We start from the raw sequence: 16,764 nt of genomic DNA, 5'->3' as shown, positions 1-16,764 counted from the left end.
CTCTTCTCCTTTAATTAATCTAAACTTTTATTTATTTGTATTTTATTTTCTAAGTAAAGTCGTAAATTTTGGTAACGGGGATCTTGGTCCCACGCTGGCTGGCTTACAATTTTAGCCGCATCAATTTGGGCAGTTTGCAAAGCGCCTAAATCAACAACCGGATCACCCACTTTAAATTCAGGGACCCCCGATTGCTGTTTTCCAAACAAATCACCTTGACCACGCATTTTCAAATCCGCTTCTGAAATTTCAAAACCATCATTGGTGTCTACCATAATTTGCATACGTTGCTTTCCAACTTCATTTTTGGGATCCGCAACTAAAATACAATAAGCCTGATATTGACCACGACCAACGCGCCCTCGTAGCTGATGTAATTGAGCTAATCCAAATCGATCTGCATCTTGAATTACCATCAAAGTAGCATTAGGAACATCTACCCCAACTTCAATCACGGTGGTAGAAACTAATCCCATATATTTGCCTTCTTTGAAATCTGCCATAATCTGATCTTTTTGGGCACCATCCATTTTACCATGCAAAATTGCAATCGGATATTTTTCTCCAAAAAATTCACATAATTCTTGATAAAGTTCCATCGCATTTTGTAAATCCATGGCTTCAGATTCTTCAATTAGTGGGGTCACAATAAAGGCTTGGCGACCATTAGCAAATTCCTTAGTCATAAAGGCTAAAACTTTTTCCCATTCCCCTCGCTTAACCCATTTAGTAATAATGGGCTTCCTACCCGCGGGAGCTTGGTCAATAATTGACACGTCCATATCTCCATACGTAGTAATAGCTAAAGTTCGTGGGATTGGAGTAGCTGTCATGGCTAATATATCAGGAGCTGCCCCCTTCTCACGTAGTAGCTGTCTCTGGTGTACCCCAAAACGATGTTGCTCATCTATAATACCAAGCCCTAAATTTTTAAATTGGACATCTTCTTGGATGATGGCATGGGTACCAACTACAATATCAATTTCACCATTTTTGATTTCTGCTAGCATTTCATCTCTGATTTTTTTACGAATACCACCGACTAATAATGCAATCTTAACATCTAATTTCTCAAAGAATCGACTTAAATTATTAGCATGCTGTTCAGCTAAAATTTCAGTGGGAGCCATCAATGTGGCTTGCATCCCAGCCGTCAAGGTTGCATACATTGCAATGGCAGCCACTACGGTTTTACCACTACCCACATCACCTTGTAAAAGGCGGTTCATATGGGTGGGCGACTTAAGATTAGCCAAAATTTCATTTGTTACTCTTTTTTGTGCATCGGTTAATTCGAAAGGTAACTGTTGAATAAATTCGCGCACTAATTGAATTTGATATTTAATCGCCGTTCCATTTTCAATTCGTTCACGTGATTTAACCAACTGTAATCCCATTTGAAACGTTAAAAACTCTTCAAACATCGCAGTTCGACGGGCGTCCCGTGTTTTTTGATCATCTGCTGGGAAATGAAGCGCTTGGACCATTGCCAATCGATGTAGTAAGCGATATTTAGTAATCAGTTCTTCTGGAATAACATCCTGAATTTGTTCCTGATATTGGTTAATTGCATCTGTAGCTAATTGTTGGATAGTGGCTTGTCGAATATGCTTGTTAGCAGGATAAACGGGTTGAAGATTTGCTTCTTCATCAATAATTTTAATTCCTGTTAAACTCCGTCGGTTAGCATCCCATTTCCCATATACCGCAATTTCTTCATCAGCATTAATTTGATTTTTAATCCACGGCTGGTTAAAAAAAGTTACCATAACGGACTCATTACCGATTAGAAGACGAAAGTTAACTCGGACTTTTTGACGCCCAAAACGAGCTACTGTAGGCTGGGTTGCAACCACTCCCTGAAATGTCACTTTTTGTTGATCAACGACATTTTGAGGTTCCTTAGCGGCTAAATCTTCATATCGAAATGGATAATAAGTAATCAAGTCTTCTATGGTCGAAATACCAAGTTCGGCTAACGCTTGTACTCTTTTAGGTCCCACTCCAGGAAGCACTTGAACTGAGTCTGTTAAGCTTTTCATTTTCCCTCCGTAAATCAAAAATAGGTCGGCTAATAACCGACCTATAAGTATTATTCAACTGAAACTAAAAATGGGTAAACTGGCTGGTCACCTTCATGAATTTCAACTTCAAGGTCATCATCAATATCTAAAATTGCGTTTTGCAATTGTTCTGCCATCTCTGAAGTAGCATCTTGGCCATAAATAATCGTGACGATTTCGCTATCTTCTTCTAACATTAATTTAACCATTTCGACCGTTGCATCCATCAATTTAGGATTGGTATTAACGATTTTACCATCAATCAATCCCATATAATCATCTTGATGAATTTCGCGTCCGTCCAACTTAGTATCACGAACTGCAATTGTTACTTGTCCACTTTTGACAGTGTTCAAGTTAGATTCCATTGCTTCTGCATTTTCTTCCAAATCAACGTCTGGATTAAACTCAAGCATTGCTGCCATTCCTTGAGAAATTGTCCGGCTATGGATAATCTTAGTTGGAATATCAGCTACCTCAACGGCCTGCTCAGCAGCTAGAAAAATATTTTTATTATTAGGCAACACAATCGCTTTTTTAGCGCCTGAATCATTAATCATGGCTACGATATCAGCGGTACTTGGATTCATCGTTTGTCCGCCACTAATGATATGCGTTACCCCTAAACTAGTAAATAATTTAGAGATACCTGCACCTGATGAAATTGCAATTACAGCTGTTTCAGGAGCCGCTTCTTTTGAGGCTGATGATGCTGTTGGTGTTTCATCTTGTTCCATGATTTCTTCTTGTTGCCAACGCATATTATCAACTTTAATTTTGGTAATATCACCAAATTGTTGGCCCCAAGCTAAAACTTCGCCGGGATGTTCGGTATGAACATGTACCTTAACCACTTCATCATCATTGATAACTAGTAATGAATCACCCATCTTGGCTAGATAATTGTAGAAAGTATCGTAATCGAACTCCTTAGTAACTTGCAGTCCTTTTCCGATTCGTACCATCATTTGAGTACAATATCCAAATTCAATATCTTCTGGATTAATTTTCCCCTGTACACTTTGATGGTGTTTAGCATCTACCATTTCATTTACTTCAGTAGCATCCGGTTCATGCTTGTATTCAGTAATATCATTACCATTCAAAACGTCATTAAACGCATCAAAAACAAATACTAAACCTTGACCACCGGAATCTACTACGCCTACTTCTTTTAAAACTGGAAGAAGATCAGTCGTCTTTTTAAGGGCTGTTTGTGCAGCACTATCAATAGCTTCCATAACTTCGGCTAAACTATCAGTCGTTTTAATTGCCTCATTACCTGCCTTAGCAGCTTCACGAACCACTGTTAGAATAGTTCCTTCTGTAGGCTTCATTACCGCCTTATAAGCCGTTTTTGCGCCTTCTGCGACAGCTTCGGCTAAATCTTCAGCATTAAGCGTTGCTTTACCTTCAACGCTCTTAGCAAATCCGCGGAAAATTTGAGATAAAATTACCCCAGAGTTACCACGTGCTCCCATTAAGAGCCCTTTAGCTAAAGAAGCCGCTAAATGCCCTACTTCCAAACTAGCATCGTCATTTTCATACTTTGCACCACTTTCAAGTGAAAGGCTCATATTTGTTCCAGTATCTCCATCTGGTACCGGAAAAACGTTCAAAGAATTAATAAAATCCGCATTCATTTTTAAACGATCAGAACTGGCTTGCACCATCTGATCAAAAACTTCATTAGTAATCAATGTTCCTATTGCTTCCAAATTCATTATCCTCCTAGTTCAACGAACCTAATCGTTGAGCAACTTCACACCTTGAACAAAAACATTGACCGAATTAGCAGAAATGCCAAGCATTGATTCTAGGCTGTACTTAACTTTTGATTGTACATTTTTTGATATTTCAGAAATTTTAGTACCATATCCAACGATAATGTAAACATCGATGGCGATCCCATTTGCTTCTTGTTTAATTACTACTCCACGAGCGTAATTTTCTCTTTTTAGAATTTCATTTATGTTGTCACGAATCTGGTTTTTACTAGCCATTCCGACAACCCCATAATTATCAGTTGCGGCTCCGCCAACAACAGTAGCAATTACATCGTTTGAAACGTCAATTGTTCCATTTTTTGTTTTTATCTTGACAGCCATACCCCTGCCTCCTTAGTATTCATATATACCAACGATATTTTACCATATCCCATACATGCATTAAATACAAGAGCAAACATCTGAATTGGATACTGATTATTATTATACCGAGGATACTCATTTATTCTAATAAATTTTTTTAAGTGACAACCTTTTTAAAAACGTAACGGATTATTTGAGTGTCAAGGATAATTACTTGAAAGTTTCCTATTGCAATATAGCGGGCAATATGATAAATTGTTATGGTGATTGAAAAAGATTTCTATAAAAATATAGAAGTGACAAAGGAGGGTTTCGACATGGCAAAAGATTTTGTCACAGGTAAGCACACTCGCTTCGGAAATACTCGTTCACACGCTTTGAACCACAGTCGCCGAAGCTGGAAGCCAAATTTACAAAAAGTTCGTATCTTAGTTGACGGCAAGCCCAAACGTGTTTGGGTATCTGCTCGAGCTTTAAAATCAGGTAAAGTTACACGCGTATAAAAAAAAGATTGGTTAGTTGATAACCAATCTTTTTTATTTTGTCTTAATCTTTACTTTGAATTACTGCTACCAATCCGTTACTCAAGTAAACAGTCGCCTTAGAATCGATAAATTCATTGCTAACATAAGCACGAGCATTTGAAACCATTGCATTATGTAATTCATATTTTTCATCATCTAACGTTAAAACATCGATTTGCGTTAATGGGATAAAAGATAAGTATTTAAAACCTTCCAACTTGTCGACCGTATGTTTGCCAGAATTAAAAAATCTAATATTATTTTGTCGATCAATTAATTCAATTTGCTCTGCAAACATTCTAAAACGGTCTTGGAGGACCATTAATACATTGGCAAGTAAATGGTCTAATCTTCCTCCACTAATCCCTAAAACGCGAATATGAGCGCGAGGATCATGATCTAAAGCATATTTTAATCCTGATTCAGTATCTGTATCATCTTTAACTGGATCTAGTTTAATTACTTGCTTTGCATTAGCTTCAATTTCTTTAAACTCTTGGTCGTTAACCGAATCAAAATCTCCTACTGCTACTTCTGGTATTAAACCCATTTCAATCAGTTTTAAAGCTCCACGATCTACTCCAATCCAATCTCCTTCAAAATCATTTAAATTATCAGGTAAATTTTCTGGAGCTCCACCAACTAATAAGTTAAAAATTTTCATTATTTTGTAAGTTCCTTTAATAGTTGCACTTGTTTGGTGTAATCTTCAGCGCCGAAAACGTATGAACCAGCAACGGCTACATCTACGCCAGCATCATAGACCGCTTTGATATTTTTGTCTGAAATCCCACCATCAATTTCAATATCAAATTCTAATCCACGTGCTTGGCGTAATGCAGATAGTCGCTTAACCTTGCTGATTGAGCTTTCAAGAAACTTTTGTCCACCAAAACCTGGGTTAACCGACATAATCAAAACTTGGTCAATTTCGGGTAATAGTTCTTCTAATTCTGTTAATGGAGTTCCAGGGTTAACTACTACTTCAGCGCGAGCTCCAGCATTTTTGATAATTTGGATTGCTCGTGCAATATGCTGAGTACTTTCAACATGAACACCAACAATACTTGCACCGGCTTTAACAAATTGTTCAACATAGTTTTCTGGATTTTGAATCATCAAATGTACGTCTAATTTGATATCTGTATCTTTTGACAATCCTTGAACTGTATTTAGTCCAAAACTTAAGTTAGGTACGAAGCTACCATCCATCACATCAACGTGAAGATAGTCCGCTCCTTCTACTTTATTAATATCACCCATTAAGTTAGCTGGGTCTGCACTTAAAATTGATGGGGCTACTTTAATCATTTCTTCTTCCTCCGGTCCTTTTTTTGATAACCTTTACGCTTATATTCAGGTTTTTGATTCCGAATCAGTTCGATAAACTGTTCATAATTAGCATAACGGCTGCTTAGCACACTACCGTCTTCAACTGCCGCTTTGACTGCACATCCCGGTTCGTTTAGATGTAAGCATTCTCGAAAACGACAATTTTGGCTGAGCTTCTTAAAATCAATAAAATATTCTTTTAATTGTGTATCAGCCATTTCAAAAACTGCATAAGTTGAAAAACCTGGTGTATCAGCCACTAAACCATCTTCAATGGGAATCAAAGAAACCTTACGCGTCGTGTGTTTACCACGATTTAATGCCTGTGAAACTTCTCCAGTGGCAATATTCAACTTTGAATCAATTCGATTTAAGAGCGTTGATTTTCCCGCACCAGTCTGTCCCATAAAAATAGTTAGTTGATTTTTAAATGACTCTTTCAATTCGATTAAATCAGCATCAGGTTGACTACTAATTGGAAAAATCACTTGATAGCCAATTTTTTGGTAGTAGCCGGCAATTTTTTGTAAATCTTGAAACTCCGTTGGGCTTAAAAGATCCGTTTTTGAAAAATACAAAATAGCCTCAATATGTTTTTCAGCCAATGCCACTAATTGACGATCAAGCAAATTTGCCGAAAAGCTGGGCTCAGTTGCTGCAGTGACAATTACAGCTTGATCGATATTAGCTAATGGCGGACGCACCAACTCATTTTCACGCGTATGAATTTTGGTAATGTATCCAGTATCATTTTCACTTTCCTTAAAATCGACCATATCACCCACTAACGGGCTAGTTTTTTGATTGCGAAAATTACCTCGTGCCCGAGTCCTAACGATTTTATGGTCTTCTGTTAACACATCATAAAATCCTGCTAATAATTGTATAATTTGTCCAGTATGCATGCGTCCTCCGTTAATTAGCAACCGTAAACGTAATTGTTGTCACTCGTGGCACAACCACTTGACCAGATACAACATCTTGGGAGATGATGCGATTATTATCGAAACGATTGGTAACTATTTTTCTTTTTTTAATGGTAAATCCTTTAGCTTCCAATTGCTTTTTGGTGCTACTATAATCACTTCCAACATAATTATCGACATCAAAACTGTTCGGTCCCTTACTGATAACAATGTTAACTTTGATTCCTTCTTGAACATATTTTCCACTTTGTGGAAGCGTTTCAACCACTTTATTATAACTCGTTTTATCATCAGCTTCTTTAGTTATTTTTCCGACTCCTAAATTCACTTTTGATAGTTTAGTCATAGCTTGTTTTTGAGTTAAATCTTCTAAATTGGGAACCTGTACCATTTGCGGACTACTCAACTTGAAAGCAATCAAAATTCCTAAAATAAAAGCTACCGCGGCCATTGCCATAAATAAAGCTCTTCTCCGTAATGGATGACGACGTTTAAAGCGATGCATATGACTTTCTTCAGCATCTGGTGCTTTTTCTTTCTTAGCAAAATTGATTTTATTGTTCATTTTTAACTTAATTGGTCGAGTTTTTTCAACCTCATCTTTTGCTAATCCCTGCTTTAATTCATCTTGATTTAAAACAATCGTATGTTCTACCAAAGAATCTTCCACAAATTTGCTTTCATTAGCCCGTTCAGGCTGTAAAACCGTCTTCAAATCAGCAGCCATCTCGGCAACATTTTTATATCGATCAATTGGATTTTTTGCTGTTGCTTTCAAAACCACATTTTCTAATGACTGGGGAATTTTTGTATTAAAATCCTTCACCAAAGGTAACTGGTCTTGATAATGTTTTACCGCAATTGATACGGCACTTTCACCTTCAAAAGGAACTTTTCCAGTCAACATTTCAAATAAAATAATTCCTAATGAATAAATATCCGATTGTTGCGTAGCAATGTGTCCTCGTACTTGCTCTGGCGATAGGTATTGTACCGACCCAATCACCGTATTAGTTCGCGTAAAACTACTTTGTTGATTAGCAATCGCAATTCCAAAATCAGTAATTTTAGCTTTTCCATGTTTATCAATTAAGATATTTTGGGGTTTTAAATCGCGATGAATAATCCCATGATAGTGCGCCGTCTGAACACCATTTAAAATTTGACTCATTAGGCTAACTACTTGACCAAGTGGTATAGGAAACTGATCTCTGATATATTGCTTAAGATTTTGCCCTTCAACATATTCCATAATCAAATAGTTCATTCCATGTTCTTCGCCAATATCATAAACACCGACAATATTAGGATGAACCAGTTCTGTAGTCGATAAAGCTTCGCGTTGGAATCGTTTGATTGCTGAAACATCATCTTGCATGTCAAAACGGACCAGTTTTACCGCAACATCTCGATCTAAAATTAAATCATGTGCCAGATAAACATTAGCCATTCCGCCTTCTCCAAGTGGTCGAATAATTTTATATCGACCATTCAAAGTTTGGTTAGGGGTCATAATATATCCCCCTCTTCTACTTGAACAATTAAAGTTGTAATATTATCTGTTCCACCTGCAGTGTTAGCCATATCTACTAACTGATTAGCTTTTTTTTCAAGGCTAAGCGTACTCATCAACACATTTTTGATCATATCATCAGAAACAAATTTAGTTAATCCGTCCGTGCAAAGTAGCAATTCATCTTCTTTGGTAATATCAAATACTTTAATCTCAGCTTCGGCTTGTTCTGAAATTCCTAAAGTTTTAGTAATTACATTTTTTTCTGGATGGTTACGAGCTTCTTCAGGAGTAATTTTTCCTAAACGAAGTAGTTCATTCACTAAGGAGTGATCGGTCGATAGTTGTTTCAAACCATTTTTCGAACTATATAAATAGCAACGACTGTCGCCAAGATTAGCTACAATCACTTGCTTACCTAAAAAGAGTGCCAAAACGATGGTTGTTCCCATGCCATTTAATTTTTTATAGTGCTTAGATGCTTGCAAAATTTTACGATTTTCAAGAGCAAGTTGGCGTATTAACCAATTTTTAGCATCAGTAACATTATTAACGTCAGAAGTTTCAAATAGATACCCAATGTGTGAAACGGCCATCTCGGAAGCTACATCGCCGCCCCGATTGCCACCCACACCGTCAGCTACAATGGTTAAAATAGCTTCAGAATCATTTTTGAAAATTCCTACATAGTCTTGGTTAGTCTCTCGAACTTGTCCTTTATCAGATAGGTACGCATATTTCATAACACCAATCACTTCACCTTTTTTAAATTAGCGATGAAAAAGCCGTCTGATTCAAAATCATCAGGATAAATATTAAGGCTCAATTCATCTCGATTTTGCTTGATTTTTTTAGCTGTTTCAACTTTGAGTTGTTCAAATTCAGGATGGATAGCTAGGAATTTTTCTATGGTTTCTTGATTTTCTTTACGCAAAATTGTACATGTACTATAAGTTAGTACGCCACCTACTTTGAGCATTTTAGCAATATTATCCAAGATTTTTAATTGGAGTTGATGAAGGTCGCTACTATCCTTCTTACTCTTAAGATAACGGATTTCTGGTTTTCTTCTCATCAAACCAATTCCCGAACATGGTGCATCTACTAAAATTCGATCAAAACTTTCATCTAAATCTTCACGAGGAGCAATGGCATCCTGAACCTCAGTCTTAACGTTCTCCAGATGCATTCTTTGCGCATTATCTTGAATTAATTGCACTCGTTTTTGATAGATATCCCATCCAGTTACTTCTCCTGTTTCGCCAATCATCGCGGCTATTTGGGTCGTCTTCCCCCCGGGAGCGGCACAAGCATCTAGCACTTTTTGCCCCTTCTCTAAGTGCATCGTTTCTGCAACTAACATCGCTGATTCATCTTGAACGGTCAAATCACCATCAATATAACTTCTTGTATCAGAAATACTAGCCCCTTTGCTAAGACGTAATCCATCTTTAGCAATTGCACTTGTCGTTACCGTATACTCATATTCTAAATCTTTAATAATATCCGCATGTGTTTTATTCCAACGATTAATACGAACCGCAAGATGGGACGGTTGGTTAATACTCTTCAAAATTGAAATGCATTTTTCCTCACCCAATTCGTATAACATTTGATCAACAATCCAAGGAGCAACGCTATATTGAGTCGATAATTTTTCCACTGGATTTTTGATCGAATCAAAACTTGGTTTACCATTTCTCTGATACGAGCGTAGCACACCCGTCACCATTTTTCTGATACCGTCATTGCCCCGAAGCTTAGCAATTTCAATTGATTCATTAAAAATAGCAAAGTCCGGTACGCGATCTAGAAACTCCATTTGGAAAACAGCTGTTCTTAGTAGATTAATGACCCAGCGCGGAGTCATCTCTGGTTTCCTAATATAATCAGCTAAATAAAAATCAAGAGTGAGTCGATGTTGCAAAACTCCGTATACAATTTCTGTTAACAAATTTTTATCAATATCAATCAATGATGAACTTTTTATATCTTGATTAAGTTGAATATTGGAAAAAGAACCTTCATCAATCTTTTCTAAAATATCAACTGCTAAATTTCGTGCACTATTATTTTGATTTGTCATTATCTATTATTTGCTTTCCTGGGTGTAAGTTTTCACCTACTCCATTGAGATAGTCTGTAATTGTCATCTTTTGTTTGCCAGCTGGCTGTAATTCTTCAATACTAATTACGCCGTGTTCTCCAGTTGCTACCAAGAGCTCATGCTTCGTTTTTGAAACAACTTGACCCGGTTTTAAATCTGTAGTTTGATCTATTACTTTTGTTTTCCATATCTTAGTTCGTTTGCCTTCCATCATAAAGTAGGCTACTGGGAAAGGTCGTAATCCGCGGACCTTTGCATCTACTAGACGGGCCGGTAAATTAATATCAATTTCTTCTTCTTCGGGGCTAATATTAGGCGAAAAGCTAACTTGTTCTTCATCTTGTTTAACTGGTTGAACATTTCCTTCAATTAATTGAGGTAGCGTGTCTAACAATAAATCACGCCCTAAAAGACTTAACTTTTCAAACATGGTTCCCACATCATCTTGGTCGGTAATAGGAATTTTTGCAGTAGCAAGCATTTCACCGGCATCCATTTTTTTAACCATATAGATAATAGTAACACCAGTTTCTTTGTCGCCATTCATTATGGCATAGTGCACGGGTGCTCCTCCACGATATTTTGGTAATAATGAAGCATGCACATTGACTGCCCCAATCTTAACGGAGTTAATCAAACTCATTGGAAGAAATTGACCAAAAGCGGCCGTGACAATTAAATCCGCATTTAACGCGATTAGTTCTGTCAATTCAGCACTTCCACTTAACTTCTCTGGTTGATAAACCTTAATATCGTTTTTAACAGCAACTTTTTTTACTGGACTGGGTGTTAAAACATGTTTTCGCCCGACTTTGCGATCCGGTTGGGTAACTACCCCAATCACATCATAGTTTGGCTCGTCAATTAGGCTTTGCAAAATTGGCGCCGAAAATTCTGGTGTTCCCATAAAAATAATTGATTTCATAATTAGACCTACTTCCTAAATATTACAAAAAGTTTTGTGGTTCGGAATCAATACTAATCCGTGTCCCCTGTCTAAATTTCTCCTGCGATTTGTTCAATACTTCTAACAGCGCACGATGTAATTTAGGCTCTCTTTGATATTTAATTAAAATTTGGTAGTAATATTTTTGTTTAATTTTTGAGATAGATTTAGCCGTCGGCCCTAACACAATTGCATTAGCTGATAACTGCGGTTGAATAATATTCAACATTTCGTAAGCATTTTTTAACGCTTGTCTTTCATCCCGATCTGAAACACTAACTAATACCGTGTAGTAATAAGGCGGATATTTGCCTAAATGCCTCAAATACATTTCTTTATAGAAAAAGTCTTCATAATCTTGTTTTTGAGCTAAACGAATTGCATAGTGATCGGGGTTAAAGGTTTGAATTAGTACTTCACCGGTCTTATCAGCACGTCCAGCACGTCCAGCAACCTGAGTTAAAAGCTGGAAAGTTCGCTCACTTGCCCGTAAATCCGGTAATTCTAGTGCTGTATCCGCATTTAAAACTCCTACCAAGGTTACATCAGGAAAATCCAACCCCTTAGCAATCATTTGCGTACCCAAAAGAATATCTGCCTCGTGGTTGCCAAAACGTTCTAATAGACGCTCATGGGCTCCCTTGCGACGGGTGGTATCAACATCCATCCGAAGTACGCGAGCTTCAGGAATGATCTCTGCCAATTGCTGTTGAACTTTTTCAGTTCCAGTACCGAAAAACCGAATTTTATCACTACCACAATTTTTACATAAACGTGGGATTGCTTCTTCATGACCACAATAATGACACCGCATGGTTCGAGAATCCATATGCATCGTTAAAGATACATCACAGTTAGGACAAGTTAGGACAAAACCACACGTTCGACACATCACGAAGGATGAAAAACCTCGCCGATTCAACATTAAAACTACTTGTTCTTTCCTTAAAATCCGATGTCGAATTTCTTCAACCATGGGTGCCGAAAAGTTTTCATTATATCCATCACCTAAATGCTGACGCATATCGATCACTTGAATATTCGGTAAAGCCTTTTGATTGGCTCGTTTTTGAATTTTTACAAAATCGTATCGCCCACGTTCCACGCGAGAACGACTCTCAAGAGAAGGAGTAGCGCTTCCTAAGACTACGGGACATTCAAATTTCTTTGCACGATGAATCGCTACATCCCGAGCATGATAACGCGGTGCATCAGATTGCTTATACGTTTCTGAATGTTCCTCATCAATAATTATAATACCAATATTACGTAGTGGTGCAAAGACCGCCGACCGTGCTCCAACTACTACTTTAACTTCATTTCGTACAATTCTTCGCCATTCATCAAACTTTTCACCGTCAGAAAGCCCACTATGGAGAACAGCCACTTGTGTACCAAAACGCGCCCGAACCCTTTTCACCATTAAAGGTGTTAAGGAAATTTCTGGAACCAGTAAAAGAGCAGTTTTCCCTTTTTTTATTACCTGTTGGATACTCTGCAAATAAACTTCTGTTTTTCCCGATCCAGTAACGCCTTCAACTAAAATTGGTTTAGCATTTTTGTCTTCAATTGCTTGTGTAATTAAGTTGTAAGCGGATTGCTGTTCTTCATTTAAAGCCAAATTTTGATCAAGCTGCATCTGACGTCCTTCAAAAGGATCGCGATATTGCTCAACCGCCTTACGAACTAGCCATCCATTTTTAACCGCTGTATTTAATGTTGAGCGTCCTACACCATAATCATTTAAAATTGAAGCTTGCGAAATTCCCTTTTTTACATCTAACGTTTTAATTATATTTAGTAACTCAACTTGTTTCGTAGCATTTTTTCTTAACTTTTTTTGTTCTTGTTCATACTCACTTAAATCCATCGTAGGCCAAAGCCAATTAATCATTTTCTTTTTAGCAGAATCTTCCGTGACATATTTTAATGTAACGAATTCATCTTTAATCCACTGATTAAGTTGTTTTTGTTGGCTAAAACTGAGTTCATTTACTTTAAGATCTGTAACCTGTTCTTCCCCTAATAAGGCAAGCACGGTTTCCATTGTAATTTTTGTTTCATTGATTTTAATAAAACGCTTGGTATTAACTTTCACCAAACTTGGAAGCATTGCATTTAAACAACTTACTCGAAAAGCATACGTTTGGTCGGCTAACCACTCTGAAAGCTCAATCAATTCTTTATTTAGCAATGGTTCCGGTTCTAAAACTGAAATGATGTCCTTCAATCCTTCAAATTCATTAGTGGTTTCTTCTCCGACCACAAAACCTTGGATAGGTCGCTCAGACTTACCAAAAGGAACAATTACTCTGGAACCAATTTTAATGTCATTTTTAATGGCATCATTTGCGATATATGTAAATGGTGTATTAGTTTGTAAAGCTGGGACATTTACGATGACATTAAATTTTTTTGCCATGAGTTACGTTCCTTTCAATTAATTTCTTGGTCGATTAGCTTTAAAATCTGTTCAGCAATTATCGATTTATCATTCTTTTTCAATTCTATATTAGCTTGGTGCGGACGTAGAATGGTGACAGCATTCTGATTAGATTCAAAACCGATTTGGGGATTACCTACATCATTAGCCACAATCATATTTAGGTTTTTCTTAAGAATTTTACGTTGAGCATTTTCAATTAAATCATTCGTCTCCGCAGCAAACCCCACAACGTATCGAAGTGAGTCTGGACGTTTTAGTGTCGCTAAAATATCAGGATTTTCAATCAATTTAATTTCCAGTTCACCATTAAAATCATCTTTTTTCATTTTATGATCTGCTATTTTCGCCACGCGGTAATCTGAAACTGCTGCGGCCATTATCAATATATCTGCATCTTGTACTGCTGTATCAAGAGCGGCCTGTAAGTCTGCTACACTCTTAATATTTATCCGTTGAATACTTGATTTCGCTGGTAAAACTAAGTTTGTAGGTCCAGAAATTAAAGTAACCTGCGCTCCTAACCGTTCTGCTACTTGAGCAAGCGCAAACCCCATCTTACCAGATGATTCATTACCAATATAACGTACGGGATCAATCGCTTCACGCGTCCCCCCAGCAGTAACCACAATGTGTGTTCCTTTAAAGAGATTTTCCCGCTTTTCAAGGGGCGTGCTGATAAAGGCATTTACGATTTCAGCATCCGGAAAACGTCCTTTTCCAGAATAACCTTCAGCCAGCTCTCCAACAGCTGGTTCTAAAACGACTACTCCATCTACTTTTAATTGTTCGATATTCCGTTGAACCGCTGGATTATTCCACATATTAACATTCATTGCTGGTAGCAACAGCTTAGTTGCTGTTGAAGCAATCACTACAGTTGAAGCAAAATCATCCGCAATTCCATTCGCCATTTTTCCAATAAAATTAGCCGTGGCTGGGGCGATTACAATTTTATCTGCCCAGTCTGCCAGAGCTACATGAGCAACTGGGTTTTCCGTATTAATTTCAAAATCATCATAGACAAGGTCATTGGTAAGTGTTGCAAACGTTAATGGTGTGACGAATTTTTTGGCCATTTGCGTCATCACTACCTTGACTTGATTACCACTTTTGATTTGAAACCGTACCGCTTCAACCACTTTATATTCGGCAATTCCGCCAGTAATAACAAATAAAATTTTCATATCGAACAACCTCCTTCTGCTATTTTACCAGTCCTTGAATACCAATCCCACTAATTGATTAATCCAACAAAAAAGATGCTAGAGGACAACCTCCACCATCTTTCATAATTTCTATAAATCTTTTTCGTTTGGATCAATGATAACATCGCCAGCAACAACTTCTTCCAAAGCTTTGCCAACATTTTTTTGTGAAGTGTATTTATCTAGTAATTCTGGTTGACCCTCATCCAATTGGTGTGCACGCTTGCTAGCAAGCATAATCAATGAATATCTGGAATCAACACGTTCTAGTAAATCATCTACTGAAGGATATAAAATCATCTTATAATTCTCCTAACATTTCTTGATATTCAGGATAAACTCTGGTTACTCGAAGATGTTCACCCTTGATAATATTTTTAATTTCTTCAACCGCATTTTCAATCTTATCGTTAACGACTGCATAATCATAATCACGCATCGTCTTGATTTCGTCAACTGCTTTTTCCATTCGTTTATTAATCGTATCCATGTCTTCAGTCCCGCGATTGATAATACGTTGTTTTAATTCCATCAAATCTGGTGGAGTCAAGAATAAAAATACCCCGTCTGGCATTTTTTCACGAACTTGACGAGCACCGTTCACTTCGATTTCTAGGAAAACATCTCGTCCTGAATCTAGAGTTTGATTAACATACTTTAATGGTGTGCCATAGTAATTATCTACATACTGGGCATACTCCAGCATTTGGCCTTCTTTGATATTTTTCTCAAATTCTTCTTTAGAGACAAAGTAGTAATCTTCACCATCAACTTCACCTTTTCTAGGCTTTCTAGTTGTCATTGAAATTGAATACTGAAAATCATTACCGCCTTGATCAAAGATTGCCTTTCTAACCGTTCCCTTACCAACACCGGAAGGGCCAGATAGAACAATCAACATTCCTCTTCTAGCCATGAACAAACTCCTCAAAATATATATGTAACTTCTATTTTGCACTTTTTTATTATATTTTTCAACCACAATTGACTTGAAAATTAAAGTACCATGTTAATAAACTTTTAACTTTTTTAAATTGTTCGCTTTTTTATCACATCAGCGCTAAATTTTCGAGTTTTATTTTTCTTGAATTTCCCCACTACAGAATCGTTAGCGCTACACCAACATTTATACCCAATTCATAAAAACAGTTGCTTTTAAGAACGCATGTTCGTATAATGTAAATACAAACAAATGTTCGTTGGAGGCTAACATGGAAAACAAAAAATTTAATAACTCTTTCAATCGAATTAATCACTCACTCAATAACATCCGTAAAATGTATAATAACTTATTCCTGGTCCCTGAAGACCAAGGTTTACCAATTATGGATCGTACAATGCCCATTGATCAAATTAATGATACCCTGGCATATTCAATTCAAAACCACCTAGTAGTCCGCATGCAACTGGATTTAAAAAAATCAATCGTTGAAATCGATGGCTATATCCAGATTACCAGATCTGGACGACTATGCCTGACTGATCCTAAAACTGGGCTAACACAACTCTTAGAAGATCAACAAATTCGAAGCATCGCCTTAATTTAAAAACTCTCACTATTAAACCGAAAATATCCCTAAGAATCAAGGTTATCTTTCAATTTGCTAGTGAG

16 protein-coding genes are annotated in these 16,764 nt (G+C 37.1%); 2 read left to right on the top strand and 14 right to left on the bottom strand.

From position 1 onward, the window contains the following. Positions 1-14: 14 nt before the first annotated feature. The 3 genes from recG to PEPE_RS04065 are packed head-to-tail and all read right to left on the bottom strand — an operon-like array spanning position 15 to position 4,171. Entirely contained in the window at positions 15-2,042 is a 2,028-nt protein-coding gene (gene recG / locus PEPE_RS04075; protein ID WP_011673293.1) for an ATP-dependent DNA helicase RecG, read from the bottom strand. Positions 2,043-2,092: 50 nt separating this feature from the next. After that, positions 2,093-3,787, bottom strand: coding sequence for a DAK2 domain-containing protein (locus tag PEPE_RS04070; RefSeq protein ID WP_041526961.1), 1,695 nt, complete (start codon positions 3,785-3,787; stop codon positions 2,093-2,095). A gap of 21 nt (positions 3,788-3,808) precedes the next feature. Continuing rightward, complete coding sequence (locus PEPE_RS04065; RefSeq protein WP_002833566.1) at positions 3,809-4,171, bottom strand: Asp23/Gls24 family envelope stress response protein; 363 nt, start codon at positions 4,169-4,171, stop codon at positions 3,809-3,811. A 299-nt stretch (positions 4,172-4,470) separates the two neighbouring features. Here PEPE_RS04065 and rpmB point away from each other — a divergent pair, with 299 nt between their 5' ends. Then, entirely contained in the window at positions 4,471-4,656 is a 186-nt protein-coding gene (gene rpmB / locus PEPE_RS04060; RefSeq protein WP_011673291.1) for a 50S ribosomal protein L28, read from the top strand. Positions 4,657-4,699: 43 nt separating this feature from the next. Here rpmB and PEPE_RS04055 read toward each other — a convergent pair whose 3' ends face one another. From PEPE_RS04055 to gmk, 11 genes are all read right to left on the bottom strand, one after another. Further along, positions 4,700-5,341, bottom strand: a complete 642-nt coding sequence (locus PEPE_RS04055; RefSeq protein ID WP_011673290.1) for a thiamine diphosphokinase — start codon at positions 5,339-5,341, stop codon at positions 4,700-4,702. Continuing rightward, on the bottom strand, positions 5,341-5,988 hold the full coding sequence (gene rpe, locus PEPE_RS04050; RefSeq protein ID WP_002833563.1) for a ribulose-phosphate 3-epimerase: 648 nt from the start codon (positions 5,986-5,988) through the stop codon (positions 5,341-5,343). The genes PEPE_RS04055 and rpe overlap by 1 nt, the downstream gene beginning before the upstream one ends. Further along, complete coding sequence (gene rsgA, locus PEPE_RS04045; RefSeq protein WP_011673289.1) at positions 5,985-6,914, bottom strand: ribosome small subunit-dependent GTPase A; 930 nt, start codon at positions 6,912-6,914, stop codon at positions 5,985-5,987. Before rsgA ends, rpe begins: the two co-directional genes overlap by 4 nt. A 10-nt stretch (positions 6,915-6,924) precedes the next feature. Further along, positions 6,925-8,448: a Stk1 family PASTA domain-containing Ser/Thr kinase gene (gene pknB / locus PEPE_RS04040; protein ID WP_002833561.1), complete on the bottom strand. Its 1,524-nt coding sequence runs from the start codon at positions 8,446-8,448 to the stop codon at positions 6,925-6,927. Continuing rightward, on the bottom strand, positions 8,445-9,191 hold the full coding sequence (locus tag PEPE_RS04035; protein ID WP_002833560.1) for a Stp1/IreP family PP2C-type Ser/Thr phosphatase: 747 nt from the start codon (positions 9,189-9,191) through the stop codon (positions 8,445-8,447). Before PEPE_RS04035 ends, pknB begins: the two co-directional genes overlap by 4 nt. An 8-nt stretch (positions 9,192-9,199) precedes the next feature. Then, positions 9,200-10,534 (bottom strand): 16S rRNA (cytosine(967)-C(5))-methyltransferase RsmB, encoded by a 1,335-nt coding sequence (rsmB, locus tag PEPE_RS04030; protein WP_011673288.1) that lies wholly within the window; start codon positions 10,532-10,534, stop codon positions 9,200-9,202. After that, positions 10,518-11,480, bottom strand: coding sequence for a methionyl-tRNA formyltransferase (gene fmt / locus PEPE_RS04025; RefSeq protein ID WP_011673287.1), 963 nt, complete (start codon positions 11,478-11,480; stop codon positions 10,518-10,520). The genes rsmB and fmt overlap by 17 nt, the downstream gene beginning before the upstream one ends. A gap of 22 nt (positions 11,481-11,502) precedes the next feature. After that, the gene (priA, locus tag PEPE_RS04020; RefSeq protein WP_011673286.1) at positions 11,503-13,923 is read right to left on the bottom strand and encodes a primosomal protein N'; all 2,421 of its coding nucleotides are present in this window, start codon (positions 13,921-13,923) and stop codon (positions 11,503-11,505) included. Positions 13,924-13,937: 14 nt separating this feature from the next. Continuing rightward, complete coding sequence (coaBC, locus tag PEPE_RS04015) at positions 13,938-15,131, bottom strand: bifunctional phosphopantothenoylcysteine decarboxylase/phosphopantothenate--cysteine ligase CoaBC (RefSeq protein WP_011673285.1); 1,194 nt, start codon at positions 15,129-15,131, stop codon at positions 13,938-13,940. Positions 15,132-15,242: 111 nt separating this feature from the next. Next, on the bottom strand, positions 15,243-15,452 hold the full coding sequence (gene rpoZ / locus PEPE_RS04010; protein ID WP_002833554.1) for a DNA-directed RNA polymerase subunit omega: 210 nt from the start codon (positions 15,450-15,452) through the stop codon (positions 15,243-15,245). A 1-nt stretch (position 15,453) separates the two neighbouring features. Further along, complete coding sequence (gene gmk / locus PEPE_RS04005) at positions 15,454-16,068, bottom strand: guanylate kinase (protein ID WP_002833553.1); 615 nt, start codon at positions 16,066-16,068, stop codon at positions 15,454-15,456. A 295-nt stretch (positions 16,069-16,363) separates the two neighbouring features. Between gmk and PEPE_RS04000 the strand changes: the two genes are divergently transcribed. Beyond that, the gene (locus PEPE_RS04000; protein WP_011673284.1) at positions 16,364-16,699 is read left to right on the top strand and encodes a hypothetical protein; all 336 of its coding nucleotides are present in this window, start codon (positions 16,364-16,366) and stop codon (positions 16,697-16,699) included. The last annotated feature ends 65 nt before the right edge of the window (positions 16,700-16,764 follow it).

The sequence above is a fragment of the Pediococcus pentosaceus ATCC 25745 genome (assembly GCF_000014505.1).
Lineage (GTDB): Bacteria > Bacillota > Bacilli > Lactobacillales > Lactobacillaceae > Pediococcus > Pediococcus pentosaceus.
The sequence above is the reverse complement of the archived record's forward strand: the minus strand, read 5'-3'. Positions and strand labels throughout refer to the sequence as shown.